This is a genomic window from Marinobacter caseinilyticus, from assembly GCF_011074955.1.
GTDB classification, from domain to species: Bacteria; Pseudomonadota; Gammaproteobacteria; order Pseudomonadales; family Oleiphilaceae; genus Marinobacter; species Marinobacter caseinilyticus.
Genome location: NZ_WUQJ01000020.1, coordinates 153,888 through 180,390, shown reverse-complemented (window position 1 = coordinate 180,390; position 26,503 = coordinate 153,888). Strand labels below are relative to the sequence as shown.

Sequence of the window (26,503 nt, the reverse complement as noted above, 5' to 3'; positions counted from 1 at the left end):
CATTATTGATCAATCTGCCTGATTTCAGAATTAAAGACTTCTACGATGGTTTCGCATAACCATTTATGGCCTGACTCGTTCTCTGAGCTCTTGTCCCAACAGAGGTCAAAGGAGAACACCACTTCCTCCAACGGCAGAGGCGCCGATTTGAGTTCTTTGAGACGAGGATCGAGGGACAAAAGGCGACTCGGTGCAATGGCAATCAAGTCAGTTTTCAGCAGTAGGTCGGGAATGGTATCCCAACTGGAGACGATCAAAGCAGAATGCCTCTGGAGGCCTCGTTCAGCGAGGGCATCGTCAATGACCGTGGTGCCCGTTGAAGACTGTGAAAGCTTTACATGCGGTAAGCTGGCGTATAACTCCGCTGTCATGGGCTCGGCGGCGCTGGGGTGGTCTGGCCGCATAATCACCACGACATCGTCCGCCATTAACCTTTTACTGCGCACGGCTTTTGGTTTTAACCGACCTGGTGTCAGTCTGATTTGCACGTCAACCCGATCCCATACGCTTTCGGTGGAAATGGAAAAAGGCAGAATATCTATGGTGATATTGGGTGCTTCCGTGCGAATCCTGCTGGAGAAACTCGGCAGGAAAAATCCCGAGAAATAATCAGCGACCTGCATACTGAACACTCTGTTTGAGTCTGCGGGTACAAACTGTTGCTGAGCGCTTATAGCATTCGACAGAAAGGCTAAACCGTCCTCAACCTGGACAATAATCTCTTTGGCCCTGTCCGTGGGTTCAAGTCCCTTCGCCGTCCGGTAGAACAACTGATCGTTGAGCATGCCGCGTAAGCGCCCCAAGGCATGGCTTACCGCGGAAGGTGATAACCCCAGCTCGTTTGCGGCCTTTGAAATTGACCGCTGCTCCATGATGTTCTTGAAAATAACCAGCAAGTTAAGATCAAAATCCCTTAAGTTCACCATAGACGTACAGTCTCGCAGCTCGTGTTTGTTTTATTTTTTAAGTCTTCACGGAGTCTCGCAGACCGGCGAGGATTCCGCCACAGAGGGTTGCTCTCACGCTCGGCAGCACGGTTGCCATGCGGGTAACCAGATACTGAGGTTGAGGGGCACTGGGACTCAGGCGGGAACGGGTGATGAACGGGAGTGGGCGGCCATCCCCGGCGATCTGGTCACCGGGGCATCAGGCTTCAAAGACAGGGCAGGGCGTCAGACTAGCCAAACTTTTCCGGCAGCCAAAGGGTAATTGCGGGAACATAAGCCACCAGGGCAACAACCGTGATCAGAACCAGCATGAACGGCCAGATATGCCGTGCAATGGTTTCAACGTTCAGGCCACTGATGCTGGAGGCGACGAAAATCGAGTAGCCGACGGGAGGTGTCACCATGCCTACGGCAAAGTTGATGACCACCATGGCGCCGAGCTGAATCGGGTCCAGGCCAATTTGCTGACCCAGTCCGATGAGTACCCCGCTAAGGATGACCATCGCAGAAATGTTGTCCATCACCGCGCCCAGCAAAAGCAGCAGAACGTTAATGATAAGCAGCAGAATAATCGGATTGTCTGTGAGCAGAAGCAACGCCTCGGTGAGACGGGCCGGGATCTGTTCGCTGGCCATGACCCAGGCGAAGCCATAGGCGACGGCGATTATAAACATGATGACGCCGGTGGTTCTCATGGAGCTCATCAGGATCGATGGCATTTCCCGCCACCCCAGGTCCCGGTATAGAAACAGCCCGACCACAGCGCTGTAGAGCGCGCCCACCATGGCCGCTTCGGTTGGGGTGAACATCCCGCTGTAGATGCCACCGAGGATGACAATGGGGGCAAGCAGGGCCCAGATGCCGTCTTTCAGCGCAAACAGGATGTCTTTGCCCGTGGCACGGGTCTCCTTCGCGACGCCGTAGTAGCGGGCGTAAAGAACACTCACGATGCAAAATCCCGCGGCTGCAATCAAACCGGGCAGGATGCCCGCCAGGAAAAGCTTGGCGATCGATTCTTCCGCAAGCACACCCCAGATCACCATCGGGATCGACGGGGGAATCATTTGCCCCAGCGGTCCGACCGCGGTGGAAAGCGCCGCTGCGTATCCCCGTTGGTAACCCCGGCTCTCAAGCTCATCGATCATTATTGAGCCCACGGCCGCGGTGGTGGCCGGGGCGGAACCGGAAATCGCGCCAAAGAAAGTGCCCGCGGCCACGGTCGACATGGAAAGGCCACCGGTCAGATGCCCGAAGAACGTTTCAGCGACGCGAACCAACCGCCGAGACAGGCCCCCGGCACTCATGAGCTCACCCGCCAGTATGAAGCCGGGGATGGCAAGCAGGCTTGTCACGCTGCTGCCGGCAATAAACTGTTGGGGCAAGATCATCGGGTTGATGTCCGCCATCCAGATACCGATAGCGGCGAGCAGACCAATCGTAAACGCTATCGGCACACCTAATGCCAGCAAGACGATGAGTCCAATCATCATGATTGCGCCAATGTCACCCATGTTCAGGTTCCCCTACGTTGCGAATGGGCGCTGGGCGAAGGACAACAACCAGAGCATGAAAACTGATGAGAAGGCCGCTGCCTGGCACGGCGGCATTTTTGATCCAGACCGGGTATCGGACGGCCGGAGAGACTTGGCCAGAAGTGAATTCAGCGAAGTTCCAGCCGGTCCAAAGCATCAGGAGGCCGAACCCGAGAATAAGCAGCATGATGCTTCTTTCAACCACCTCGGATATCAGCGGCGGCAGCGCATCCACCAGCAGTGTGATGCGCACATGCCCGTGATCCCGGACCAGGGTGCTGGCAAAAAGGAATACGGTCCACGTGAACGCCAGGGAGGCGACTTCATCGCTCCACACCAGGGAGTCGCCGAGTATATATCGGTAAAAAACGCCGAGCAGGAGACTTCCAACCATTACCGAGGCGGTCAAAGCCCCGGCGACCTGGGACCCGTACGCCAAGTACTGTCCTACCTTATCGAGATAGCGATACATCTGAATGGCTCCGAGTTGACGAGTCGCAATGTCGCCGGGATTTGATCGTGGCAAAGGCCGTTACTCTGCCACTTGCTCGAGTGCCTTGTTGACGAGGTCCGCACCGATTTTGCCGCGGTATTCATCGTAGACGCTGGAAACCATGCTCCGGAAGGCGTCAACGTTGTCGACCTCATTGACCGACATGCCGGCCGCCTGGATTTGCTCAAGAACCCCTTCGTTATTGGCGGCGACCGTTTCGCGTTGGCGCTTGATGGCGCGCTTGGCGGCCTGGCGAACGAGTGCCTGGTTCTCCGCAGAGAGTTTTTCAAAGGTTTGTTTGGACATGAGCAGGGCCAGGGCATTGTAGGTATGGCTCGTCAATGACAGGTAGTCCGTTACCTCGGGATACTTATTGGCGAATATCACAGGCAGCGGGATTTCCAGACCGTCGACGGTACCCTGCTGAACGGCGGTGAAAACGTCGCTCCAGGCCATCGGCACCGGATTTGCGCCAATGGCGCGAAAGCTGGCAATGAACAGGTCGCTGGGCTGAACCCGGAGTTTCACGCCGCTAAAGTCCGCGGGCGTCTGGATTGGTCCTTTGTTGTTGATGGTATGGCGGAAGCCGGCTTCAGGAAATCCAAGCCCGACAATGCCTTTGGAATCCAGCAGCGACATCAGCTTCTGGCCGACCTCGCCGTCAAGCACCTTGTGTGCCTGGCGATTATTGGCGTAAAGAAACGGAAGGTCATTGAGCTGGAACGCAGACTCCAGTGTGCCAACCTGGGTCCCGGTAATGACGCCCGCTCCCATGGTTCCGAACTGCATGGCCTGCAACATGGCGGTGTCATCACCCAACTGATGATTCGGGAAAAACTGGACGTTGAATTCGCCGGGTGCCGCAGATTCAAGCTCCTCGGCAAAGTAATGGGCGGCAATCGCATACGGATCCACTTTGCTGTCGGCGGTGGTCCATCCAAGCTTGATCGTAGTCTGAGCATGACTGGCGGCCGCAGTGCCCAGCAAAACAGCAACGGCGAAGCTGCCCAACGCAGACATCAGATAATTATGATTGATAATTTTCATGGTTTTTCTCCGGTGCAAAGCAAACTGGAAATCAAGTTAAGGCTTCATGGCCGTTGTTGTTTTATCGGCTAACACCATTTTACCAATCTTGATTTCATTTATTGTTCTCCGATTTCAGTCGGCGATCAGAATATAGAGCAGAGAAAATATAAGCGCAAACTTAATATTATTCAGCATGATTTGCATATCATTCAGGTTGGTTGTATGAATTAAATGCACTTTAAAATGCATGAAATTGTATTTACAAAAATACTTTTATTATTTTTATACAAGAGATATATTTTGGCCGATAATAATCCTGCCATGATCATGGGCCTGAAAGGACAATAATATGACTCACGTTATTTCATGTGAAGCTGAGCGTTTACATAATGATTTTCTATGGCCTGATAATAAAAGGTTGGCCGTCATTTTCAATGTTGCTTATGAAATGTGGACGCCTGGTGCATGCTCCAGCGTCAACCCGATGGGCAATGTTCTTTCCGGCGACGCGGTTGATCCGAATGCGGATAGCTATGGACGATATAATGCCAACGCCGGCTGTAGCCGATTATTTGATATTGCAGAGCGCCATGGCGTTGCCACGAGTGTCTTCACGTCTGGCCTGGTTGCTGAACATCATCCGTCTACGCTCAGGAGACTCTCTGAGATCGGACATGAAATAATAGGCCACAGTTATGGGCAGAATGTACTTTTTCCTTATTTGAACCATCAGGAGAAAGAAGACAACATAGTGACATCGACTCAACTTATTGAACGTGCAACGGGCGAGCGACCTTATGGCTGGATCAGTCCAAGAATAACCTCGGATCTGGAGGTGCAGCACCGACTTTCACAGCATGGCTACCAATGGCATGGAGACGCCTTGGACGACGATTTACCCTATCTTCAAAGATTCTCCGATAGCGAAATCATGGCGATTCCGGTCACTATTGATTTTAACGATCTGCCTCATGCCATGCGATTCGGGAGGACCCCAGAGCAATTTGTGCAGATGTTTTTGAGCACGCTGGACAAGCTGCTCGCGAGTGACCGGGAAACGCTGATTCTGGATGTGATCGTTCATGGTCACTGTTACGGCCGGCCAGCCGGGGCCTGGGCCTTCGAGGAAATTGTGAAGCGTTGCTCCCAGGAAAAAAATCTTTGGTTAACGACCAGAAGTCAGATATTCAATTATGTGCGGCCGCTTTTCGGCGGCTGAGCCTGAGGGGGAAATCGTGAAACCACGGATCAGCATGATTACATTGGGCGTGAGTGACCTGCAGCGTTCGATAAGGTTTTATGAGACGGGCATTGGTTTTCCTCGAATGGACTCTCCCCCGGAAGTCGCGTTTTTTACTTTGAACGGCACCTGGCTGGCTTTGTACGGGCGTGATGCCCTGGCAGCGGACGCATTGGTAGATGGCGCCACCAATGGATTCGCCGGGTTCAGTCTGGCGCATAATGTTGGTTCCGAACACGAAGTTGACCAGGTAATGGCCCAAGCTGTCGCCGCCGGCGCTACTGTCACCAAGTCCGCCCGAAAGACTGAGTGGGGTGGCTATGCAGGGTATTTTTCCGACCCTGACGGCTTTCTATGGGAAATAGCCCATAATCCATTGTTCTGGGTCGGGCCTTCCGATGAACCCGGGCAACCAGTCGCTGGGCACCCCTGACGGGCCGCCGCTGTGCTCCGCGTTGCAACGGTTGCATGAACGGGTGTGTCTTGAAAGTTATCAGTCCTGAAAGTGATAAAAGGAACCGATGATACGTCCGCAAAAAATGTTTTTGGCGATTTTGCGTTTGGCCTCTCTTTGAACTCTTTTGGAACTCTCTTTGCCCCCTCCATGCTGCATTCGCGCAGTATAATTTGAAAAGGCTTCCAGGTTGTGAGATCGATAACAAGCCTGGTGTGTATGCTTGTCGCAATTCTAAGCAGCGCTGGCGACCATTCTTCAAATGCGCTGCTTTCATCTGTGCCGTCTTTTGACGCAAATGGCCCACTGACGACCGAGTAAATTTAATATTTCGTTTCTGATATCACGGATTCGTTAAGTGGGGCGCCTGAGGAATGTATGTTGAGAGAGGCGCAGAGTCGCGCTCAAATAGTCGGTGATCCGGACACACTGGACCCCAGCTAGGTAGAGCTGCCGCCGGTGGATAGATGGAGTCTTTTGGATTAGTTTGGAAAGCGTCTTTTACTGACGCAAGCAATTGTCAATCAGGCAATCCTGCGCTGCATACAGGGCAAAGTGTAAATGACCGTGCTAGTGTTTAACGAGGCCATAATCGCCAGCCGGTTTTAGGCCGCCGCATCGTTTACGCATACGTTGAAGGACCAAATAACCAAGAGCGCATTATGGAACTCGAATCGACAACGCTGACCATGACCATTTTAATGACGCCGGACATGGCCAACTTTTCTGGCAATGTGCATGGTGGCACCTTGCTTAAGTGTCTTGATGAAGTGGCCTATGCGTGCGCCAGTCGCTACGCAGGTGCGTATGTCGTGACCCTGTCCGTCGACCAGGTTATGTTTCTCCAACCCATTCATGTCGGTGAGCTGGTTACCTTTCTGGCCAGTGTCAACTACACAGGGCGCACATCAATGGAGGTGGGCATTAAAGTAATCACGGAAAACATTCGTGAGAAACTGGTCAGACACACCAACAGTTGCTTTTTCACCATGGTGGCGGTGGATGAGAATGGAAAGGCTGTCAATGTGCCGAAACTGAAACCACGCACTGATGATCAAATCCGGCGCTTTGCCAACGGCCAGGAACGCCGTGCCATTCGAGTTGAGTTAGCGGAGCGTTATAAGGCCCTTCATCAACCAGAATCCTAGCCGCGAGTAACGGGACAGACCCATGACTTGGACTTCGAAGCAGCTAGCCAGACGGCCCACCGGAGGCCAAAAGCATACAGCGTTTAACTCTTTTCGCTACACTCCTGGCGTCGGTTGCCATCAACGTTATGTGTTCATAGGAATCAAAAATGGCGGATAGGGAAACGGAGAAATTACTCGTCGAAATACGGGATGAGATCAAGGAAATGAACGGACACTTCCGATGGTTTCGAACGCAAGCAGAGAGCGAATTCCAAATTGACTCCGCACCTGATGAATCTGGCCGAGGGTGGTTTGGCATCGACCGCAAAAAAGCTTAAAACGGCGCTTGTTCTCATTGGCGTGGTTGTCGCGATCTTTGCTGTTGCATACACCTTGGATCAGTCGGGCTACCTGTGAAACACATAGTAAATCATGCCAGTACGTTACGGCCCTGAAGAGCTGCCACCGAGTGACTTTTCTTCGCTTTGTTATGCCAAGGCCACCGCCGAACAAAAGCGACATGGACTGCCCCTGCGGTCAAGCAACGCCATTGGATTCCGAAGTGGTTCGAGGCGGCAGCTTGATAGCGTGGGTGCAGGGGCGGCCATGCATCTGTCAATAATCAAGGCCCCGGAAAGGATTCAGACACTAGGGCAGGGGGTTGTTTGCAAGTACTTGCCGCTATTCGGTATTTCTCTCCGTAAAAGACTGAAAAATTCGTCCGTTTCGTGTTCTGGTTCCTCGCGCGATGGACCAGGGACAGTGCAAACTGTTTAGCGCAGAGCCGTCGGGTTTCAGTGTCAGGAATTAATCACCCGGGCACTGACCATTAACAAGGCGCTTCAATCTGTGGCCGATGACCGCAGGAAGCCTCTGACGTAGCAGCACCTGTGTCCAGCGGTCAATGCGTAAGGAGAGTCATGCGAAAACTTCTAATGTCAGTAATAGCCGCCCTGGGTTTCAGTGGAACTCAAGCAACTGAATTTCCACCGAATGTGGAAATGAATGAAAAAATAATCCAAGCGCTCATTGATGCGGGTTCTGATCCAAACAAGCCACACCCTCTTGAACACCATTTCTACTGCTATAGCGCTGATTCGCTTAAGGGGCTAATGGCTAACGGTGAGTCTCTTGGTTACCGTGTTGCCAATGTTGGTGATAACGTTCATGAAGGTACACATTATTGGTATGGTGATTTAATTAGTGACACTGTTTTAGATATTAAAATCATAAATACTGAAAACTCTATAATGCTGAAGTTAGCGAACAGATTTAATGCCGACTACGATGGCTGGGGCACTCCAGTTGTTGAATAATTAACAAGCCAATTAACTTCGCTGTGGACTTCCCCGGCTGAATGTAACGTCCCTCGGTCTCCTACGGAACCCACATCAAAGGCTTCTGAGCTGATGAAGATTAGTGCTCATGCGCCAAGGGGGCGTGTTGTTTGTGGCGAGGCCCAAACAGTTAAATGGAAGGAAATGAGCGTTTGTCTAATATTACATTCGAATTCACATTCAGCGTCCCGCGATCACCCATGATGCGGCTGTTGTTAAAGCAGTTATTAAGTTACCTGGGATATTTGATGACCTCTGTTTCATTGGCGGTTTGGGCGGGTGCGAGTCTGTTGGTGGTTTCCCTGTTTTCACAGGACGCCACCATTATTGTCCTGGACATGCTAGTAAGCTGGGGCGGTGATATTTTTGCACCAATGGAGACCGGGGGGCTGCTGGTTTTTAGTTCTGACCAGAGTCAGGTTGGGCCAAATGATGTTGATGGAGTAGAAGCTGTCATGCACCTCGCGGGCGGGGTTTCGTTGGTTCTTTATGTGTTAGGGACATTGTTTACGACCATTTCCGGAAAAACAATGTCGCTCACCAGAGCCGCGAAGCTCACGTTTGTTCGCCGATTCGCCCTGGCTGCATTCGTTGGCATTTTGTTGAGCAGTGTCCTGCGGTTTGAGTCGGGTGCCGCTCCAGAATCTGTGTTTACTGCAGGTTTTCTCGCAATCTTTGTAGCACCTGCTTTGCTGCTGAGTGGCTACGGGTCAGTGTTTTGCAATGGCTTTGTCAATAAAGCCATGGAGCATGTGGATAGTGCCGGTTAATGCACTTTCAATAATCAACCGGTAAAGCCAGATGACACCAGGCTGGGCCTGGGCTCGATGGTGAACGATAGCCATTTTACTAACCGCTGCTGCCGCACTGTTTTCCCGCCACTTGCCGGCCCCAATTTGCTACCAAGCTCCGCGTTAAAGCCTGGGCCTCGGACGGAATCAGGCCTTAAGTGCAGGGAACGGTTTTAGAATGATTGCTGAGTTCGGTTCTTTTCGGCCTCAATGACCGCAAAACTTGTTCACGGTTTCCCGCGTCCCGGGATCAGGCTCGTGCAATCTGCAAAGAGAAGACGATCTGAGTGAGCTGCGAGGGATGGAACTTTCGGGTAACCCCGCATTTAATAAGTTATAGCACTGGATTTACTTATCCGGGCACTCAGTGCCGGGCGTTGGGCGCCCAAGTAATCGTCTCGGGAGGAAACTAAAGTGATGTACTTTAAAAACCTCAATCAGATAGTTGAGCGGCTCGAAACCGATGAATCGACCAAAAATGATCCGATCAAAAGGGCGTTCGTTTTTGATGGTCGGCATTTGACGGCAAACGTGGGAATCGTTCGTGACAGTGGCAATGCACTTCATACTCAAAATTATCACGACGAGATACTCGTTATCATTGAAGGCAACGTTGACTTTAAAGTGGGTGACGAAGTTAAGAAAGTGCATAAAGGCGACGTGGTCTTCATTCCCCAAAACACGCTACATGGCCCGATACTCGAAGCAGGGCAACGTTTTGCAGCGCTTTCCGTGTTTGCTCCGTATTTTGACAGGTCCAAGAAAAATATAGTGTGGGACAGGGATTCGGCGTCGTGAAACCGGCGCCTGACCCAGTGCTGAGGTCGGACACTTTTAAGCGTGGCGTTGCCGCAAGATCGTGGCTTGGTGTATGCGTTTTGTGCAAGTGTCTGGCATTAGCGATGAATGGAATTTGCATTGTTGGAACATCCGGTAGGCTCCGTAGGTCTGTGTACAGGGTGGAGCATGTGTGAGAACACGGTTGTGAAACGCTCGCCGTTTGCCGGGCGCCAAACCTGATCCGCATTGACTCTCGCGACACCGAAACCAGGACCCAGGGAACAGGGGTCGCTCACAGGCCAACCCCGCAATAAAGGGCGAGACGTTCGTTGGGGCGCTACTCGAGTCATGCGGCGGGTATCAGGGTAAGGTCGGGATGAAGAGCAGCAAGGGACTGTGTGGCGGGGCGCCCCCGCTCTCTGTTGTCAGAGCGGGCGTATGGGTGTCGCTGATTTCCTTGATTTCCTTCATGCCCTCGAATGGCACGGCTCAGGAAGAGAGCCTCGTCAACGGTGGTGGTGTTAGTGAGTGCTTCCCGACCTCGCAGATCAAGGATATTTCAAATTTCAGGCAGTACAGCAACGAACTATTTTTGATGGTGGCCCGGAAAATGGGGATCACGATTGATCGCACGGTTCCCATGCCAGCCATATTGACCGACCTTGAATTGACTGAGGAGGAATTCAATCTCTGGCTAAGACAGACCGCCGGCCCCTTTCACGCCATGTTCCCGTACTATTTCCCCGATCAAAATACCATCCTGGTTCTCGAAAGCTCCAGACTGGACAGTTTGGTCCACGAGTTTGTCCACTTTTTTCAGGTAAAGTACCGACACGTGATTCCCGATCTCCTGAATGGCGTCCAGCTTGAATACGAGGCCACAGAAATTCAGCATTGGTTCAGGGCGCACTGTAAGCACTGAGCGTATCAATTGGATAACACAGATCAAGGGCTTGCTGTGAGCGACCAGGATAGTATCGAGCGCCCCAGCACCCTGACCGTCGGCCATGAACAGCGGGTTATTCGGTGCCGAGCCTCAATTCCTCACTTGTTGAATGTTCACCGCGGTGATAATTTGAGAACTACCTTCCGGTCAAGGAAAGAAAGGGTCGATCCATGAGTGGGTCGGTCGTTTTGGGACCACCCTGGTGCAAAGATCATTTCATCCATTCTTGAAGGCGTGCCGATGCGCACCTTTGAGTGCTTCGTCAATTTCCGTTTAACGCTGTTCAGTTCTGATAGTGGAGGTCCCTATGAAAGGTTCTCTGTTATTGGCGGTAACGTTGTCTTTGTGTGCCATTCTTCCGGCCGCCATGTTGGCCGACTCTTCCAGCCGTGATCAGGCGCAAATTGACCGGGGGCGTTATCTGATCATGATGTCCGGTTGCAACGACTGCCATTCGTCCGGTTACATGCCGAGTGAGGGTACGTTGCCGGAAAGCCAGTGGTTAATGGGCGACACCCTAGGCTGGCACGGCCCCTGGGGCACGACCTATCCGATCAACCTGCGGCTGTTTGCCAGCCAGATGGATGAAGACGAGTGGGTTTCTGTGGTCACAACCGCCAAACCAAGACCGCCCATGCCGTGGTGGGCTTTGCATGAAATGGAAGAGCAGGATGTTCGGGCGATCTACGCCTTCATTCGGTCTTTGCCGGTTGAGGGCACTGAAGCCCCAGCGGCCCTGGAGCCCGGTGTAACACCCAAGACCGCTTACTTCCAGTTGGTGGAGCCGCAGGAGGAGTGAGGCTCTGTGCACAATCCCAATCAATACGACCGGGACAGAAAGTTGCTGGTTGCGGCTCAGCTCAACGGGCCTTCAATGGCGTCACGTGAGCAGGCCTGAAACACATTCGTCCCGGTTTTACCGAGCCCGATGCTGCCCTCGCTTGTTTGACAAACAGCCGGTTTGAACTTGCCCTAACTTGTCCTGCTCCGGATGTTTGTACGTGCCCAGAAGACAGGGCTGACAGCCCCCTCAGGCCTAACCTGGACGTCCCCGGTTCGGCGGACACACTCGTAACTCCGAAAAAGAGCAACGCCGCGGGCCGTCAAGACGACAACGCAATGGTGTAGAGTGGAACGCAGTTTAGAATCCCACACTCAATCTGATCTGGAGTCGTTGTGGCCACCAAGCAGCAAATTTGTGAATTCATGGCGGCGGATTTTCCGCAAAGCAACATCCTCATTGATGATGTGGGTGATCGGTCGGCGACCGTGCGCCACAAGATCGGAATCGATGAACTGCGTCCCGGCGGCACAGTATCGGGGCCGGTGATGATGGCGGTCGCCGATTGTGCGCTCTATGTGGCGATATTGGGTGAAATCGGCATTGTGCCACTGGCCGTGACCACCAATCTGAACATCAGTTTCCTGCGGAAGCCGGCGGCGGACAAGGACATCGTTGCGGAGTGCCGGCTGATCAAATGCGGCCGTTCCCTCGCGGTTGGCGATGTACTGCTCTACTCGGAAGGCAACGAGGAGCCGGTTGCCCACGCGGTCGGCACGTACGCAATTCCGCCCCGCAACGATCGCTGAGCTGCACCTGGGCTGTCCCTTTAGCCCAGTTGGCCCTGCAGCCAGTGCTGTAACTGGGGCGCGGTCATGGCGCCACTCTGGCGTGAAATCTCCTTGCCGTTGCGGAACAGAATCAGCGTGGGGATGCTGCGAATACCGAAGTGGGCGGCCGATTGTTGGGCCTGTTCGGTGTTGAGTTTGGCAAAGGCGACCTTGCCGCCCCACTGCCGGGCCGCGCTCTGAAACGCCGGGGCCATGGCTTTACAGGGGCCGCACCAACTGGCCCAGAAGTCCACCAGTACCGGCAGGTCGGACTGGTTGAGAAAACGTGCCATGCCAGCATCGGTCAATTCGGCCAGGTCGCCGTCCACCAGCGCCTGTTTGCAGGCCCCACAGCGTGGCTTGTCGGCTATTCGGCTGGCGGGAACCCGGTTACTTTTCAGGCAGTGAGGGCAGGCGATATGAACGGTGTCAGACATGGGGGTGCCTCATTGGTCAATGAATACCGATACAGTGGTGACGGCGGCCCGAAGAATCAATACGGCACGTTTAAACACAGACATTGAGTTAAGCTATGGCCGGTTCGGGCCACTTGTCGGCCATAGCTGGTACCATTCAACCAGACACTCCACGCCACCGACCGACTGGACGAAAACATGGGTCTTTTGTTTGAGCAGATTGACAGCCAGCCCTCTGCATTGGGTGAGATTACCCTGCGCCGCCGCCGTATTCCGGCCATGGGGGATCGGGATATCTACGAGGTAAAGCTGGGCGAGGAATTTTTGATGTCCAGCATGTTTGTCGAAGCCGAAGTGGCCCTGGCGGATCTGGGCCTGGCTGCGGTCGCCGGTCGGGATCTCGACGTGGTGGTGGGCGGCCTCGGCCTGGGCTACACCGCAGAGGCGGCCTTGAAAAATGACCGGGTGGGCGACTTGTTGGTGGTGGAGGCGCTGGATACAGTGATCGGCTGGCACCAGCAGGAAAAAGTGCCGCTCGGACACACGCTGAATTCCGACCCCCGGTGCCGGTATGTCCATGGCAGCTTCTTTGACTTGGCGGTCGAAGACGCCGGCGGCTTTGATCCGGATCAGCCAGGCCGGCTGTTCGATGCCATTTTGCTGGATATCGACCATTCTCCCCGTGCGCTGCTGAACGCGTCCAACGCCAGCTTCTACACGGTCGGGAGTCTCGGCAAAATGGCCCGACAGTTACGCCCTGGCGGAGTGTTTGCGCTGTGGTCCAATGATCCGCCCGATGAGACTTTCATGATCACGCTGAACGAATTGTTCACCGATACCGCGTCCCACATCGTGACCTTCTACAACCCGTTGCAGAATGGCGAGTCTTCCAACACGGTGTATGTGGGCATTAAGCCGTCCGGCGACTAGCCTGCCTGACCATGGGTGCGCCCTATCAGGGGCAGCACCCTAGCGCCAGCGGGCGAGGCAACCGTTACGCATCAGGTAACGCCCGGTCTCCTCGCCTTTGCGGCGGTACACCCACCACTGGCCATCGTGGCTGTCCGGGCTGCCAAGGATGTAGCGCACCTGCTTTGCGGTCATGCCCTCGCGTACCCGTTGTTTGACCCGTAAACGGCGCAGTTCCGTGGACTGGATGTAGCCCGCCTGGCAGCCCGGCTGTTGAGATCGGGTGGCCCGTTCGGGCGGCTGCCAGAACGTGACGTCGGTTCCGGTGTCGAGCCGGCCGCCGGTGTGGGCCGGGTCAACGGTGATGGTTAGTGCATTCTGCCCGCACGGACTGTCCGAAAATACGGTCTGATGGGCCCGCTCACAGCGATAAATGTCGGCCATGCCGAGATTTGGGACTGCGGCGCCCATTGCAACGACGAGTGCCAGCCAGCGTGGTTGTCTTGAGAATGTCCGAACCAAGTGCCTTCGGAAAGTGGGCATTCGTTCTGAGAGTAATGCTGGGGTTAATACTGAGAGAATTCGTGTTGGGAGTCTTTGTATTGAAAGTGGTCGCATCCTGCGCCTCCGGCCTCAGCCGTTCCTAGGGGGTGGGTCGGGCGCCAGCTTAGCAAAGCCGGGGCCGTTCAACCACTCAGCAAGCCGGCGGTTCGTGGGCTATGATCAGTCAGTGACCAGCCGAGGGGTATCAACATGCAGGGTACGACCCAAAACAATCAGAGCGTTGTAAAAACGCCTTTGGATAGCCCCGCATCCCCACAAGCGCACACACCACCAAGGCACGACCTGACCCTGTCACTACCCGATGGCCGGACCCTGGCCTACGTCACCTGTGGTGATCCCAACGGTTACCCGCTGCTCTTTGGCCATGGCATGCCGGGCTCACGCCTTGAAGCGCTGTTTTTCCACGAGCAGGCGCAGGCCGCCGGGTTCCAGGTTTTTGCCCTCGACCGGCCCGGCATAGGCCAGTCCACTTATCAGCCGAATCGGACCCTGCTGGATTACGCCGACGATGTCCGGGCTTTTACCGACCGGCTGGGAATCCAGCGTTTCGCGCATCTGGGCTGGTCCAGCGGCGGCTCGCGAACCCTGGCGTGCGCGTACGCAATGCCGCGTCAGGTCAGCTGTGCCGTGTTGCTGTCGAGCTATACCCATTTCGAGGAGTACACCGCCGCGGAGTACCCGGCCATCAAACGTTGGTTTCTGAGTACCGGCTTACCCGGCCCCGCCATGCTGAAAGGCAGCCTGTGGCTGTTCCGGCTGGTGGTCATGCTGATGGCTGGCTGCGCCCGCATTCGGCCCAATGCGTATATGAACAAGGTCTGGCGGCTGGCCAGTGAAGACGATCGTGCGATACTGGCGCAGCCCAGGCTGTGGGCGTTGTTCCGGCAGGACCAGCGTGAATGTTTTACCAGTTCCGGTTGGGCCATTGCCCGGGACCTCGAAACGGAACTTGCGCACTGGGGGTTTCAGCTGGCGGAGGTGGGGTTGCCCATCGACCTGTTCCAGGGCAGCGACGACCCGTTCACCCCGCAGTCGTTCTGCGACCACTTGGCCCGTCGCCTGCCCCGGGCCACGGTGCATCCGTTGTCAGGGCGGGGGCATCTGTACCCGCTGGATGCACAATTCCAGCAAACGCTGTTTGCCCATATCCGGCGCCGGCTGGCGGCCGACGCGTCGGCCTGATGCCAGGCCAGTCTCGTGTCCGGCGGCCGGGTCAGTGGCCAACCTGGCGTTCGGTGTATTCGGAAAAATCCGGTTTGGTGGGGCGGTGCTGGTCATCCGTCATGTACGCGGAGGTCAGGATGAATTCGGCGGTCGCCCGGTTGCAGGCCACCGGGATGTTCCACAACGCCGCGATGCGCAGCAACGCTTTGATGTCCGGATCATGGGGCTGGGGCTCAAGCGGGTCCCAGAAGAACACCAGCAGGTCGATTTCACCTTCGGCAATTTTAGCGCCGATTTGCTGATCGCCGCCCAGCGGGCCGCTCAGCAGGCAGTGGATATCGCTGCGGTTCAGGCTTTTGCTCAACAGTTTACCGGTGGTGCCGCTGGCGTAGAGTTTGAGGTTGGCAAAGCGGGTGTTGTTGGCGGCTACCCAGTCCACCAGTTCCTTTTTCTTGTTGTCGTGGGCGACGAGCGCGACGGATTTTACGGCCATGTTGGACACATCTCCTGAAGTGTAGGCAAGGGAAACTCTGAATAAGTCTGGACAATGAACACCGTATTTTATCAGACTTGCCCCGGCGGCTCGCGAACCAAACGGGACACTGGGAACCGTACGCAATGGCGGTATCTGTTGGTTGGGTGCCCGACAATAATAAGTGGAGATCAGACCGATATGCCAGCGTTGCAAACCATTGACTGGACCGCCACCAACGCCGCTGTCTGGCGTCGCCACCGGCAAGGGCTGCGGGCCATTACCCGGCTTGATCCGGTGCAGTGGCATGAACTGCAGGGTATTGAGCGGCAGCAGGCCGCGTTGGCCCGGAATACCGAACGCTTTCTGGACGGTTTGCCGGCCAACAACACGTTGCTGTGGGGGGCCAGGGGCACGGGCAAATCGTCCTTGATCAAGGCGCTTCTCAACCGCTACGCCGCCCGGGGATTGCGCATCATCGAGGTCGACAAGGACGACCTGGTGGACTTGCCGGAGATCGTCGATGACCTCAGCGCGCAACCCTTTCGGTTCATCATCTATTGCGACGACCTGTCGTTTGAAACCGGTGAGTCGTCGTATAAGGCGCTGAAAAGCGTGCTGGAAGGGTCACTGGAGTTGCCACCGGAGAATATTCGGGTCTACGCCACTTCCAATCGCCGGCATCTGATGCCGGAATTCATGGCCGACAACCTTGGCAGTGAGGTGAAAAACGGCGAACTGCACCCGGCAGAGGCAATTGAAGAGCAAGTTTCGCTGGCCGATCGCTTTGGTTTGCAGTTGTCGTTTTACGCGTTCTCGCAGGAGGTTTACCTGCAAGCGATTGACGCGCTGTTCCCTGAGGTGACGGATCGCCAGCCCCTGCATCAGGAGGCAATCCGGTTTGCACTCGGACGCGGGGTGCGCAATGGCCGCACGGCGCAACAGTTTTATCGGCAGTTTTCCGGGACGTTTACGGCGTAGGCAGCCAGATTTGAAACCACACACCCTGGCGGACCGGGTGATTGGCCGCCTGTACCTTGCCGCCGTGGTGCTCGGCGATCAGGCGCACGATTAACAGGCCCTGGCCCAGATGGCCCTGATCGTTGCCCTCGCGCAACGACACGAACGGGCTGAAAATCTCGCTGGCCAGATGGTCGGGCAACGTTGAGCCTTCATTGAACACGCTCAGCACCAGCCCAGCCGGGGCGGAGGCAAGGTCAATTTCGATGGCACCCTGTTCGGGTGTGAAATCCCGGGCATTGTCCACCAGCTTATCGAGTAACTGGACCATGAGTTCGGGTGAACCCGTCAGTAACCGGCCGGCGGGCGGCCCCACGTAGCGAATACGATGGTTCGGCGCCAGGGCCTGGTAGGCCTCGGCGGCTTGGGCGGCGACCGTCGCAAGGTCGAATCGTTCCTTTTCCGCGTGATCAAAACTCTGCTCCAGCCGTGCCGCCTCGCTCATGCCCTGCAGAATCTGGCTGAGCCGGTCGGTGGCCTGATGGGCGCGCTGGATGTAAGTGGCCTGGTGCTCCGGACGGTCGTCCTGTGACAGATTTTCGAGCGATGAGCGCACCACGGCAACCGGTGTTTTGAGTTCGTGGGACAGGCGCCGGGCAAAGCTTTCAAGGTAACGGGTGTAGCCCTGTAGGTTGTCCACCATCTGACTGAACTGTCGCGACAGCTCCCCGAGCTCGTCCCGGGCCGCGGTGGTCGGCATGGCGGCCACAATCCGGCCATCGTTATCCACGCTGGCCCGCACCGCCCGCTGCAGCCGGGTAATACGCCACGACAGCCAGCTGGCGTAGCCCAGCAGCACCAGCATCAGGCCAATGATCAGCAAGGTACTGCGGGCAATCACCGACCCCAGGGTATTGCCCGACAACGCCAGCAATTGCTCCAGCGACTGCTCCAGTACCAGCCGGTGACCGTCCGCCAGGGACGTGACAACCATCAGGCTGACCGGACCCTCGCCGTGCCGGACGATGCCTTCGCCGGTCAGCCGGTCCCGATCCATCCGGGTGACGGTATCCGGCATTATCAGCGGTTCCGGCTGGAAGTACCGAACCAGTGCCCGCAAGCCATTGAGACTGATCTGCTCGACGATTTCCAGCGGGCTCATGGTGTCGAATTCGGGCCGGTTGTTCGGTGCCGGCACCGTACTGTGCGCCAGCAGCCAGCCGTCTGGCGCCACTACCCGAGCCTGTTGGCCGGGCAACAATGCGCGCTCCAGAATACGCTCCAGGCCGGGTAACCGGGTTACCAGCCGGGGCAACGTCGGCGCCCCCAGACTGGGGCCGGCGATGGCGACCACGGCCTTGTGGTCTGGTGCCTGGCCTGGCGTGCTGACTGGGGCCGGGCGTCGCACCTCAAAGCCGAAGCGGCCGTTGTCCGCCGGGCGGGGCAGCTTGAGTTCCAGCTGATAGCCCTGGCCGGTGGCCTGCCAGAACCCGGTGATGCGGTAATCCGGAGCGGGTGTGCGTCCCGGGCGCCAGCCCACAACTGGCCCGGGCGCTGGCGTACGAATCAGGCGTTGGTGGCGGCGGTCTCCGTCCTGCCAAAATAGCACCAGGTGCTCGTAAGGCTGTTCCGGTTGGCCCGGATCGTAGTAGCGGGGGTTGGTAACGGACACCCGCAGGAACAGGTAAAGGGCATCGTCATCAACGGCCTGCTGCCAACTGATGGAACCGGCAGTGGGCGTGGCGGCGGTTTCGGTGTCGTCGTAACCGGGCCAGTCGTCGCTGTAACCGTCGATATTGAGAGTGCGTTGCAGGGGGGCGGCATAGAGCACCGAGTCCGAGTCCGTTGCCGGCACCTGGCCGGCGGCGCTGCGGGCGAGACGGTCGGCCTGGCTATGCAATTGTTGCACCGCCTGTTCCCGCAGCGCGGCGTCCAGTTCCAGCACAAACTGCAAGCCGGCCCAGGGGATCAAGAGCATCAGCAGGCTGGCGACCAGCAACTGACGTTTCAGGCTCAAGGGTTAAGCCTCATGGGCATTCCAGCGGTAGCCAAAACCGTAAGCGGTGTGAATGCCGTCAAAGTCTGTGTCGATGAGCTGAAATTTACGCCGGATGCGCTTGATGTGGGACGTCACCGTGTTGTCGTCCAGCACGGTATTGGCGGCCTCCATCAATTGCGTCCGGTTCTTGACGTGCCCGGGGTGGTGCACCAGCGCGTGCAGCATCCAGAACTCGGTCACCGTGAGGTCAATCGGCTGGCGGTCCCATTCGGCGGTCATCCGGTCCACATTCAGCAGCAGGCGCCCCCGCTCCAGCACTTCGTCCGGTTGCTGGCGCGACTGGGCCCAGGCGTCCGCGCGGCGTAACAGTGCCGTGATGCGGGCAAACAGGTGGTCGAGGCTCATGTCTTTGGTGACGTAATCGTCGGCGCCCAAACGCAGTCCCAACACGGAATCGGCGTCGCTGTCCCGGGCGGTGAGAAAAATCATCGGCAGGGTCGGGGACAGTTGGCGCAAGTCCCGGCACAGATCGAAGCCACCGTCCATTTCATCGCCCAATCCCACATCAATGATGGCCAGATCCGGCAGTCCGCTGCGCAGAGCGCTGTAGGCGCTGTGGCGGTCGCCATAAGCCGAGACCCGGTACCCTCTGCGCTCAAAGGCATCGCGGTAGTTTTCGCGAATGGCCGGTTCGTCTTCAATCAATGCGATGTGGCGTTTCATGGGGGTTCCGTGTGTCAGTGTGTCCCGGAGACTGAGGGCCTTATTTAATCACGCTGGGCCTGTGGCGCAAGGTTTGCCGCCGGCATTGCCATAATTGATCATTTTCTGCCGTCGCTTTGCCAGATTCCGCCACCGGATCGACCTTTCGGTGCAGTGAAATGGGCGTCATCCAGCCATCATCGACGCAAGGAATCTGACCGATGCCGTCCAATATTTCAATGCCATCTGTTTCTTCACTGACACCCGCCGGGAGACGACACCGTAGCCTGCGCCTGTCGGGTCCACGCCGGCGCGCCATCGTGGAGGGCGTCAGTTTATGGCTGGCGGTGGTGCTGTTTTTTGCCGTGCAGCCGGTATTTGCCGAGGCCCGTGAGGCCGTCGATGACGCAGCCGGTGCCGGCCGTTTTCATTTTGTCGATGCGGCGGGTGGTCAGCAACCGGCAACGCTGTTGCGAACCGACTACCGGGTTGAGGTCAGTGGCCTGATTGCCGACACCCGCTTGATTCAGGCCTTCGAGAACACCAGCCAGGCCTGGCGAGAGGGCGTTTACGTTTTTCCGCTGCCGGAGAACGCCAGCGTCTACAGCCTGAAGATGACCGCCGGCGAGCGGGTGATCATCGGTGAAATAAAGACCCGGGAGGCGGCCAGGCACGACTATCAGAAAGCCAGGGCTGAGGGCCGTCAGGCCGCGAAGGTCGACCAGCAGCGACCAAACCTGTTCACCACCCGGCTGGCCAATATTCCGCCCGGGGAAACGGTCACCGTCGAGATGCGCTACCAGCAGGCCGTGCGTTACCAGTCGGGTGAATTTGAATTGCGCCTGCCCACCACACTCACGCCGCGTTACATGCCGGGACAGCCGATCTCGGAAGCCTCGGGTCCCATCGACTGGCAAGGTGGTTGGGCGGCCCCCACCAGCCAGGTGCCAGACGCCAACGCCATCAGCCCACATACGGTGTTGCCCCATGACGTAGCGGCCGACAGTCACCGCGCCAGGATTGAACTGCAACTGAACGCTGGCCTGCCGATAGCCGCAGTGACCAGCCCGACCCATGGATTGAACAGCACCTGGAATGGCGAAACGGTCACGGTGGTGCCCTCCAGTGGTGACATTGTGATGGACCGGGATCTGGTGGTGCGCTGGTCGCCGGTGCTTGGCCAGGCGCCTTCGGCGGCGGTGTTCCATGAACGCTGGCAAGGCGAGGACTACCTGCTGGCACTGCTGGTGCCGGGACTGGATGCCCGTTCGGTGCTGCCCCGTGAATTGATCTTTGTCATCGATACCTCCGGCTCCATGGCAGGCGAGTCCATTCGTCAGGCCCGCGCGTCGCTGCTGCGCGGCCTCGATACGCTGTCATCGCAGGACCGCTTCAATGTCATCCAGTTCAACAGTCGCACGTCGGCTCTTTATGACAAGGCCAGGACCGCCAATGTGGCCAACCTGTCCCAGGCGCGCCGCTACGTGCGGGGGCTGAACGCTGACGGAGGCACCGAAATGGCGTCGGCGTTGGAGGCTGCGCTGCGCTCCCGCCCGTTAAATGGCACCGGCGCTGGGTCCGAAGAGCAGGGCAGCCGGGTCCGCCAGGTGGTGTTCATCACCGATGGCGCGGTCGGCAATGAGGCGGGCCTGTTCCGGCAGATCCAGCGGGATTTGGCCGCCAGCCGCCTGTTTACCGTTGGCATCGGTTCGGCGCCCAATATGCATTTCATGCGCGAAGCGGCCCGTTTTGGCCGCGGCACTTACACCGCGATCAGTGACCTGGCGACGATGTCAAAGCCGCTGGACGACCTGTTCGGCAAGATGCAGGCTCCGGTACTGGTGGATATCGAAACCCAGTGGCCTGGCTCGGGGCAGGCGTACCCCCGGCGCCCCGGCGACTTGTTCCGGGGCGAGCCGATGGTGCAGGTGTTGCACGGCCAGGCCCCCGAGGGTGAGTTGCGGGTGTCGGGGCGGCTGCCGGACGGCAGTGTCTGGCAACAGCAGTTGCCCTTGGCCAAGGCGGCGCCGGCCTCGGGGCTGCATCGCCATTGGGCGAAAGAAAAGATTAACCGGTTGATGGACGCCAATTTGTCGGGGGTGGTCAGTGAAACGCGTCAGGCCGAGGTCACGGAGCTGGCACTGGCCCATCAACTGATTACCCGCTACACTAGTTTTATCGCCGTTGATCAGACCCCGGTGCGGCCGGCGGATGCCGATGTGCGCACCGATCATATACCAACGCTGCTGCCCGCAGGCAGCACACCGGGGATGTTGCGCTACCCCCAGACCGCCACCTGGTCACCGCTATTGATGGCGCTGGGACTGATTGGGCTGCTGCCGTGTCTGGCACTGATACTGTTGCGCCGGAGGGTGTTCCTGTGAGCCGGCTGTTACTGACACTGACCGTGGCGTTTGGGGTGGTGTTCACCGTAGGGCTCTGGATTCCCCTGAAAGCCTTCATGGCACAAGAGCTGCTGGCGCTGGCTTGGGCCGAAAGCCAGGCCCGGCAGGTCACCACCAAACCCTGGCCCTGGGCCGATACCTGGCCGGTAGCGCGCCTCGAACTGCCTGATTTACCGGCGCCGCTGATCGTCCTGGCCGGCACGCATGGCGAGAGCCTGGCCTTCGGGCCGGGCCAGGTGGTGGGGACCGCCACACCGGGTAACTCCGGACCTATGGTGATTGCCGGGCACCGGGATACGCACTTCAAGTCGCTGCAGGCCGTTAAGATCAACAGCCTGATTCGGATCCAGACCCGACAGGGTGAGTGGACCCGCTACCGGGTCACCCGTCTGCGAGTTGTTGACAGCCGGCGGGAATTGATGAACCTGGCGGCCTTGCCCGATGACAGTCTGCTGCTGGTGACGTGCTACCCGTTCAACAGCCTCGACGGTGGAGGCCCCATGAGGTACCTGGTGGAGGCGCACAAAGTGCCGCCGGAAGAGGTCCGGCCGATTCGGATTGAGACCATGGCAGGGCTTGCTGATGCGGGAATATAGCGTACACTTGGGCGCCTATTTTTTTGATCGAGCAGGGCAGTTCCATGGGTATGTTGCGGGCCATCTTGGCGTGGTTACTGGTTCCGGTGCTTTGCATGCTGGGCTTGGTGGTGTGCCTGGCCCGCCCGTTCAACCCTGCCAACAACCGACTGTTGGGGCGGATGATGGCGAAAACGGGGCGGTTTGTGCTGGGCCTGCAGCGACCCCTGATCGGCGCCCAATACCTGCCCGAGCACCGTCCGACGGTGCTGATCGCCAACCACCAACACAACGATGACCTGTTTGTACTGGGCGACTTGCTGCCGCCCCGCACGGTGACGGTGGGTAAATCAGCGCTCGCCTGGGTGCCTTTTTTTGGTCAGGCGTTCTGGCTCGGTGGCAATGTGATGATCAATCGCAGCCGGTCCAAGCAGGCGGTGTGTGTCATGCAGGCGACCAGTGCTGCCATTACCCGTGAAAACAAAAGCTTGTGGGTATTCCCCGAGGGCACCCGCAGCCGCGGCCGTGGTCTACAAGCGTTCAAAAAAGGGGCATTTTACGCCGCAGTCGCCTCCGGCGCCCCCATTACTATCGTTTGCGCCAGCGCCTACCACCCGGAAACCACCGGGCTCCTCGGGCGTCGCCGCCCGGTGACCGTTGAAATTCTGCCGCCGGTGGAGACCGCCGGGCTGACCAACAGCGATATCCCCGATCTGATGCAACGTTGCCACGAAAAAATGCAGCAGACCATCGATCGCCTGTCTGTCCGAACCGTCTGAGCCGACAGTTACCGCGACCAATTTTCTTGAAGCCCTGGTAAAAACAGGGCAGTCTCTATCGGTCATTGATGACACGTTCCGTGCCGTTGCGGACGTACCCAAACCTGCAAGGAGATGTGAGCGATGAACCTTATTCTGTTTCTGATTATTGGCGGTGTGGCTGGTTGGTTGGCGGGACTCATTATGAAAGGCCGTGGTTTTGGCGTTCTGGCCAACATCGGCATTGGCATTGTGGGCTCCATCGTTGGTGGCTTTGTGTTTCGGCTGCTGGGGTTGGCCTCTCAGGGAGCCATTGGCGAGTTGGTCACGGCGACCGTCGGGGCGGTGCTGCTGCTGGCCATCGTCAGTGCGATAAAAAAGGCTTAGTGCATGATCATTCCCATTACAGCGATTTACGCCAGCGCCATTGGCGTGCTGATGTTGTTTCTGGCCTTCCGGGTGTCGACTTTCCGGCTGAAACACAAAAAAGGCATGGGGTTCGATCAGGATCGCGATTTTGAAGCGGCGGTCCGGGCTCATGCCAATCTGGTTGAAAATGCACCGATCACCCTGATCCTGATGGCCATTGGTGAGCTTAACGGCGTCACGTCCCAGGCCGTTTACACGGTTGGGTTAGCGCTGGTTGCCGGGCGACTGCTTCACGCCTGGGGGATGACTCAGGGCCGTGGCGGTTCACACAAGGCACGGATGGTCGGCATCCTGCTTAACTGGTTGGCGATTCTCTCTATGTCTGTGTTGGTGTTCATCAACGCCCTGTAGACGGTTACCGAGCAGGCTGTCTGCCCCATTAAAAAGGCCACTCCGATTGCTCGGCGTGGCCTTTTTTATTGCAGTACCTGGCTTTGTCAGGGCTTCGATTGCTGCACCTTAATTACAACGCCTTCGCCATCTGACCGGTATGATACTCAAGTTCCAACCGGCGGTTGGCGGCATGGTCCTCGGGGTTGGTCAGAGGCTTGGTGCTGCCCCAACCGGTGACCTGAATCTGGGCGTCGCGCACGCCCTCGGAGCGCAACAGTTTGGCGGCGGCACCTGCCCGCAGCCGCGCCAGGAAGGCGTTGTATTCTTCAGCGCCAAAATTGTCGGTATGACCATGAATTTGCACGGTGACTTCCGGGTGTGCCACAAGATACGCGGCATGTGCCCGTAGGATTTGCAGGTCCTCATCGTTCAGGCGATGCTTGTCGAATCCGTAGTGGAATCGTGTCCGGTGTGGTCGGCGAGCGCTGTCTTCCAGGCTGTTGACCGGCATGATGGAGCCCGCTTCCATTGCCGCTGCTTTCGTGATCAGTTCCGGGTCATCCAGTACGAGTACGGTCATGTCGGTGTCCTTCTTTGTTGCGTTCGGGCGATGACTTGGCTGGTCCGAACTATTGTCAGTTATGGTTTCAAGCACAATTGGCGATTGGTCGATAGTTGCCGTGGGTGTGGGTTTGGGCGTATTTGCCACCACGGTTGTGACCGGTTCCGCCTTGGCCACTGGATGGGTGGCGGAAAGGCTGGGGTCGGATTGATCCGGATTGCCCGCACAGCCGGCCAGTGCGCTGACAAGCACGCCCCCGCATAGGCTCAGCCATATCGGCTGGGCTGACGGAAGGCGACGGGTTTGAATGAGATGGGGCATGGCTGAATTCTCCTGATCTGGGTGTTGGTGTGTGTCAGGGTGTATTTCAGCGCGAAAATGAGGCCATGCTGTGGTAAAAAGCAGAGTAGATCCGACCAATTATGATGAATTGTGACCGCCGATGCTGATTGTTCCTGTCGAGAATACGATTAACTGGAAACGCCCGCCCTGGGTCACGCTGGGGTTAATGCTGGCCTGCTTGCTGGTGTTTGTGTTCTATCAGGGCTCCGATCCGCGCCTGATGTCCACTGCCCTGGAACAGTATCTGGATACCGACCTGGTTGCTCTGGAAGCGCCGGTGTATGAGAACTATCTGCAACGACAGATTAACCTCTACGACCAATCCGAGCGGGTGCAGGAGTTGCAGTCATTTCAAGGCGCCATGGCCCAGGAGGACCGGCTCTGGATGGCGGGCCAGATGCTGTTTGATCGCGCTTTTTACAGCTACTTGCTGGAGAACCACGATATGCTGTGGGCGCCCCAGGACCAACAAGTCTGGGAAAGCTGGCGCCCACGGATCCAGAACGAATTGATTGAACGCCTGAGTGCCAACCGGATGGGGCTGATACCGGATGAGTTGCGCCTGTCGGCACTGGTCACCCACCAGTTCCTGCACGGAGGATGGGGGCATTTGCTGGGCAACATGCTGTTCTTGTTCCTGTTGGGTTTCACCGTTGAAAAAGCCATGGGACCGGGTAAATATCTGGTCGCTTATTTGCTGTGCGGGGTATTTTCCGGGCTTACGTACACCGCATTTTCCCTTGGCAGCAAAATGCCATTGGTGGGAGCATCCGGCTCTATTTCGGGCTTGATGGGCATGTACGTTGCGATTTATGGCATCCGCAAAATTCGATTTTTTTACTTTGTCTGGGTCTATTTCAATTACTTTCGAGCGCCAGCCATTGCACTGCTGCCGGTGTGGCTGGGCAAGGAAATTTACGACTACTGGTTCGCCGGGGCCACGGGCATTGCTTACATGGCCCATGCCGGTGGCCTGCTGGCAGGGGCTGGCTTGGTGCTGGCGCTGGGCAAGAGCTGGTTTCAGGTCAAGGACGAGTTCTTTGAGCCGGAGGAGTCGGAGCAGGACCGGCGTTTCACCACCAGTTACGCCCAGGCCATGGGCAGCCTGGGGCGGATGGAGTTTGATCTGGCGCGACGCCAGTTTGAGGCGCTACGACTGCATTATCCTGACCGGCCGGTCCTGCTGGAACATCTGTATCAGCTTGCCAAATTGCGGCCCGACCTACCCAGCTATCGGGAGCACGCACGGTTATTGATGAATCAGTCGATTAGTTCTCGTCAGCCCGAGCGCATGGTTGAGATCTGGCAGGAATACATGAGTAAGGGTGCCGTCTATGCACCGCTGGATGCCGAGGATCATAACCGGGTGCTGTTCGCGTGCTTGCGCAGCGACGACCTGAAATCCGCTGAAAAAGCATTCGAACGATTGCAGGAAAGCAACAACGACAACCTCGCAGGTGAGGCCTGCCGCCTGTTGGTGGAAGAATTTGAAAAACGTCAGATGGTGCCCAAAGCCCGGCATTATCGCGCCATGCTTCAGACCCTCTAGTTTCTCGTCCGCCGCCTTTCATGGGTGGCCCTGCCCTGAGTGAGTGGCTTGGCAGAAGTGGCTTTAGCCGCGAA

28 protein-coding genes are annotated in these 26,503 nt (G+C 57.2%); 18 read left to right on the top strand and 10 right to left on the bottom strand.

Annotated features, from left to right (window positions below; genetic code table 11):
* Positions 1 to 2: 2 nt before the first annotated feature.
* The 4 genes from GRX64_RS10175 to GRX64_RS10160 form a co-directional block, all read right to left on the bottom strand.
* Complete coding sequence (locus GRX64_RS10175; RefSeq protein WP_166266791.1) at positions 3 to 926, bottom strand: LysR family transcriptional regulator; 924 nt, start codon at positions 924 to 926, stop codon at positions 3 to 5.
* Positions 927 to 1,177: 251 nt separating this feature from the next.
* The gene (locus GRX64_RS10170) at positions 1,178 to 2,458 is read right to left on the bottom strand and encodes a TRAP transporter large permease (protein WP_166266789.1); all 1,281 of its coding nucleotides are present in this window, start codon (positions 2,456 to 2,458) and stop codon (positions 1,178 to 1,180) included.
* Entirely contained in the window at positions 2,451 to 3,005 is a 555-nt protein-coding gene (locus GRX64_RS10165) for a TRAP transporter small permease (RefSeq protein ID WP_235937617.1), read from the bottom strand. Before GRX64_RS10165 ends, GRX64_RS10170 begins: the two co-directional genes overlap by 8 nt.
* 6 nt (positions 3,006 to 3,011) lie before the next feature.
* The gene (locus tag GRX64_RS10160; protein WP_235937615.1) at positions 3,012 to 4,019 is read right to left on the bottom strand and encodes a TRAP transporter substrate-binding protein; all 1,008 of its coding nucleotides are present in this window, start codon (positions 4,017 to 4,019) and stop codon (positions 3,012 to 3,014) included.
* Between the two features lie 331 nt (positions 4,020 to 4,350).
* Between GRX64_RS10160 and GRX64_RS10155 the strand changes: the two genes are divergently transcribed.
* From GRX64_RS10155 to GRX64_RS10115, 9 genes are all read left to right on the top strand, one after another.
* The gene (locus GRX64_RS10155; RefSeq protein ID WP_166266787.1) at positions 4,351 to 5,220 is read left to right on the top strand and encodes a polysaccharide deacetylase family protein; all 870 of its coding nucleotides are present in this window, start codon (positions 4,351 to 4,353) and stop codon (positions 5,218 to 5,220) included.
* A gap of 16 nt (positions 5,221 to 5,236) precedes the next feature.
* Positions 5,237 to 5,674, top strand: a complete 438-nt coding sequence (locus tag GRX64_RS10150) for a VOC family protein (protein ID WP_166266785.1) — start codon at positions 5,237 to 5,239, stop codon at positions 5,672 to 5,674.
* Positions 5,675 to 6,357: 683 nt separating this feature from the next.
* Entirely contained in the window at positions 6,358 to 6,843 is a 486-nt protein-coding gene (locus tag GRX64_RS10145; protein WP_166266783.1) for an acyl-CoA thioesterase, read from the top strand.
* A gap of 902 nt (positions 6,844 to 7,745) precedes the next feature.
* Entirely contained in the window at positions 7,746 to 8,141 is a 396-nt protein-coding gene (locus GRX64_RS10140; RefSeq protein WP_166266781.1) for a ribonuclease E inhibitor RraB, read from the top strand.
* 221 nt (positions 8,142 to 8,362) lie between these two features.
* Positions 8,363 to 8,932: a hypothetical protein gene (locus tag GRX64_RS10135; protein WP_166266779.1), complete on the top strand. Its 570-nt coding sequence runs from the start codon at positions 8,363 to 8,365 to the stop codon at positions 8,930 to 8,932.
* A 438-nt stretch (positions 8,933 to 9,370) separates the two neighbouring features.
* Positions 9,371 to 9,751: a cupin domain-containing protein gene (locus GRX64_RS10130; RefSeq protein ID WP_166266777.1), complete on the top strand. Its 381-nt coding sequence runs from the start codon at positions 9,371 to 9,373 to the stop codon at positions 9,749 to 9,751.
* A gap of 358 nt (positions 9,752 to 10,109) precedes the next feature.
* Positions 10,110 to 10,655: a hypothetical protein gene (locus GRX64_RS10125; protein ID WP_166266775.1), complete on the top strand. Its 546-nt coding sequence runs from the start codon at positions 10,110 to 10,112 to the stop codon at positions 10,653 to 10,655.
* 331 nt (positions 10,656 to 10,986) lie between these two features.
* Positions 10,987 to 11,478 (top strand): c-type cytochrome, encoded by a 492-nt coding sequence (locus tag GRX64_RS10120; protein WP_207308770.1) that lies wholly within the window; start codon positions 10,987 to 10,989, stop codon positions 11,476 to 11,478.
* A gap of 407 nt (positions 11,479 to 11,885) precedes the next feature.
* Entirely contained in the window at positions 11,886 to 12,269 is a 384-nt protein-coding gene (locus GRX64_RS10115; protein ID WP_207308778.1) for a PaaI family thioesterase, read from the top strand.
* Positions 12,270 to 12,289: 20 nt separating this feature from the next.
* Here the strand turns inward: GRX64_RS10115 and trxC are convergent, their stop codons facing one another.
* The gene (trxC, locus tag GRX64_RS10110) at positions 12,290 to 12,727 is read right to left on the bottom strand and encodes a thioredoxin TrxC (RefSeq protein WP_166266771.1); all 438 of its coding nucleotides are present in this window, start codon (positions 12,725 to 12,727) and stop codon (positions 12,290 to 12,292) included.
* Between the two features lie 177 nt (positions 12,728 to 12,904).
* On the opposite strand from trxC, the gene GRX64_RS10105 reads away from it, so the two are divergent.
* On the top strand, positions 12,905 to 13,636 hold the full coding sequence (locus GRX64_RS10105) for a spermidine synthase family protein (protein WP_166266769.1): 732 nt from the start codon (positions 12,905 to 12,907) through the stop codon (positions 13,634 to 13,636).
* 39 nt (positions 13,637 to 13,675) lie between these two features.
* On the opposite strand, the gene GRX64_RS10100 is transcribed toward GRX64_RS10105, so the two are convergent.
* Entirely contained in the window at positions 13,676 to 14,137 is a 462-nt protein-coding gene (locus GRX64_RS10100; RefSeq protein ID WP_166266767.1) for a hypothetical protein, read from the bottom strand.
* A 231-nt stretch (positions 14,138 to 14,368) separates the two neighbouring features.
* Between GRX64_RS10100 and GRX64_RS10095 the strand changes: the two genes are divergently transcribed.
* Positions 14,369 to 15,361, top strand: a complete 993-nt coding sequence (locus GRX64_RS10095) for an alpha/beta fold hydrolase (RefSeq protein WP_166266765.1) — start codon at positions 14,369 to 14,371, stop codon at positions 15,359 to 15,361.
* Between the two features lie 31 nt (positions 15,362 to 15,392).
* Here GRX64_RS10095 and GRX64_RS10090 read toward each other — a convergent pair whose 3' ends face one another.
* Complete coding sequence (locus tag GRX64_RS10090) at positions 15,393 to 15,836, bottom strand: methylglyoxal synthase (RefSeq protein ID WP_166266762.1); 444 nt, start codon at positions 15,834 to 15,836, stop codon at positions 15,393 to 15,395.
* Positions 15,837 to 16,016: 180 nt separating this feature from the next.
* On the opposite strand from GRX64_RS10090, the gene GRX64_RS10085 reads away from it, so the two are divergent.
* Positions 16,017 to 16,796 carry an ATP-binding protein gene (locus GRX64_RS10085; protein WP_166266760.1) on the top strand — a complete coding sequence of 260 codons (780 nt, stop codon included), beginning with the start codon at positions 16,017 to 16,019 and terminating at the stop codon, positions 16,794 to 16,796.
* Here the strand turns inward: GRX64_RS10085 and GRX64_RS10080 are convergent.
* Together GRX64_RS10080 and pdsR are read right to left on the bottom strand one after the other, a co-directional pair.
* Positions 16,786 to 18,792, bottom strand: a complete 2,007-nt coding sequence (locus GRX64_RS10080; RefSeq protein ID WP_166266758.1) for an ATP-binding protein — start codon at positions 18,790 to 18,792, stop codon at positions 16,786 to 16,788. The two genes, GRX64_RS10085 and GRX64_RS10080, sit on opposite strands and share 11 nt — an antisense overlap.
* Positions 18,793 to 18,795: 3 nt before the next feature.
* Entirely contained in the window at positions 18,796 to 19,497 is a 702-nt protein-coding gene (gene pdsR, locus GRX64_RS10075) for a proteobacterial dedicated sortase system response regulator (protein WP_166266756.1), read from the bottom strand.
* 200 nt (positions 19,498 to 19,697) lie between these two features.
* On the opposite strand from pdsR, the gene GRX64_RS10070 reads away from it, so the two are divergent.
* The 5 genes from GRX64_RS10070 (at position 19,698) to GRX64_RS10050 (ending at position 23,994) form a co-directional block, all read left to right on the top strand.
* On the top strand, positions 19,698 to 21,860 hold the full coding sequence (locus GRX64_RS10070; RefSeq protein ID WP_235937614.1) for a marine proteobacterial sortase target protein: 2,163 nt from the start codon (positions 19,698 to 19,700) through the stop codon (positions 21,858 to 21,860).
* The gene (locus tag GRX64_RS10065; RefSeq protein WP_166266754.1) at positions 21,857 to 22,477 is read left to right on the top strand and encodes a class GN sortase; all 621 of its coding nucleotides are present in this window, start codon (positions 21,857 to 21,859) and stop codon (positions 22,475 to 22,477) included. The genes GRX64_RS10070 and GRX64_RS10065 overlap by 4 nt, the downstream gene beginning before the upstream one ends.
* 44 nt (positions 22,478 to 22,521) lie before the next feature.
* The gene (locus tag GRX64_RS10060; protein WP_166266752.1) at positions 22,522 to 23,235 is read left to right on the top strand and encodes a lysophospholipid acyltransferase family protein; all 714 of its coding nucleotides are present in this window, start codon (positions 22,522 to 22,524) and stop codon (positions 23,233 to 23,235) included.
* A 123-nt stretch (positions 23,236 to 23,358) separates the two neighbouring features.
* Positions 23,359 to 23,601, top strand: a complete 243-nt coding sequence (locus tag GRX64_RS10055; RefSeq protein ID WP_166266750.1) for a GlsB/YeaQ/YmgE family stress response membrane protein — start codon at positions 23,359 to 23,361, stop codon at positions 23,599 to 23,601.
* 3 nt (positions 23,602 to 23,604) lie between these two features.
* On the top strand, positions 23,605 to 23,994 hold the full coding sequence (locus tag GRX64_RS10050) for an MAPEG family protein (protein WP_166266748.1): 390 nt from the start codon (positions 23,605 to 23,607) through the stop codon (positions 23,992 to 23,994).
* Positions 23,995 to 24,106: 112 nt separating this feature from the next.
* Here the strand turns inward: GRX64_RS10050 and GRX64_RS19575 are convergent, their stop codons facing one another.
* On the bottom strand, positions 24,107 to 24,859 hold the full coding sequence (locus GRX64_RS19575) for an OmpA family protein (protein ID WP_235937613.1): 753 nt from the start codon (positions 24,857 to 24,859) through the stop codon (positions 24,107 to 24,109).
* A 121-nt stretch (positions 24,860 to 24,980) separates the two neighbouring features.
* On the opposite strand from GRX64_RS19575, the gene GRX64_RS10040 reads away from it, so the two are divergent.
* A complete protein-coding gene (locus GRX64_RS10040; RefSeq protein WP_166266746.1) occupies positions 24,981 to 26,429 on the top strand; it encodes a rhomboid family intramembrane serine protease in 1,449 nt (482 codons plus the stop codon).
* Positions 26,430 to 26,503 lie beyond the last annotated feature (74 nt).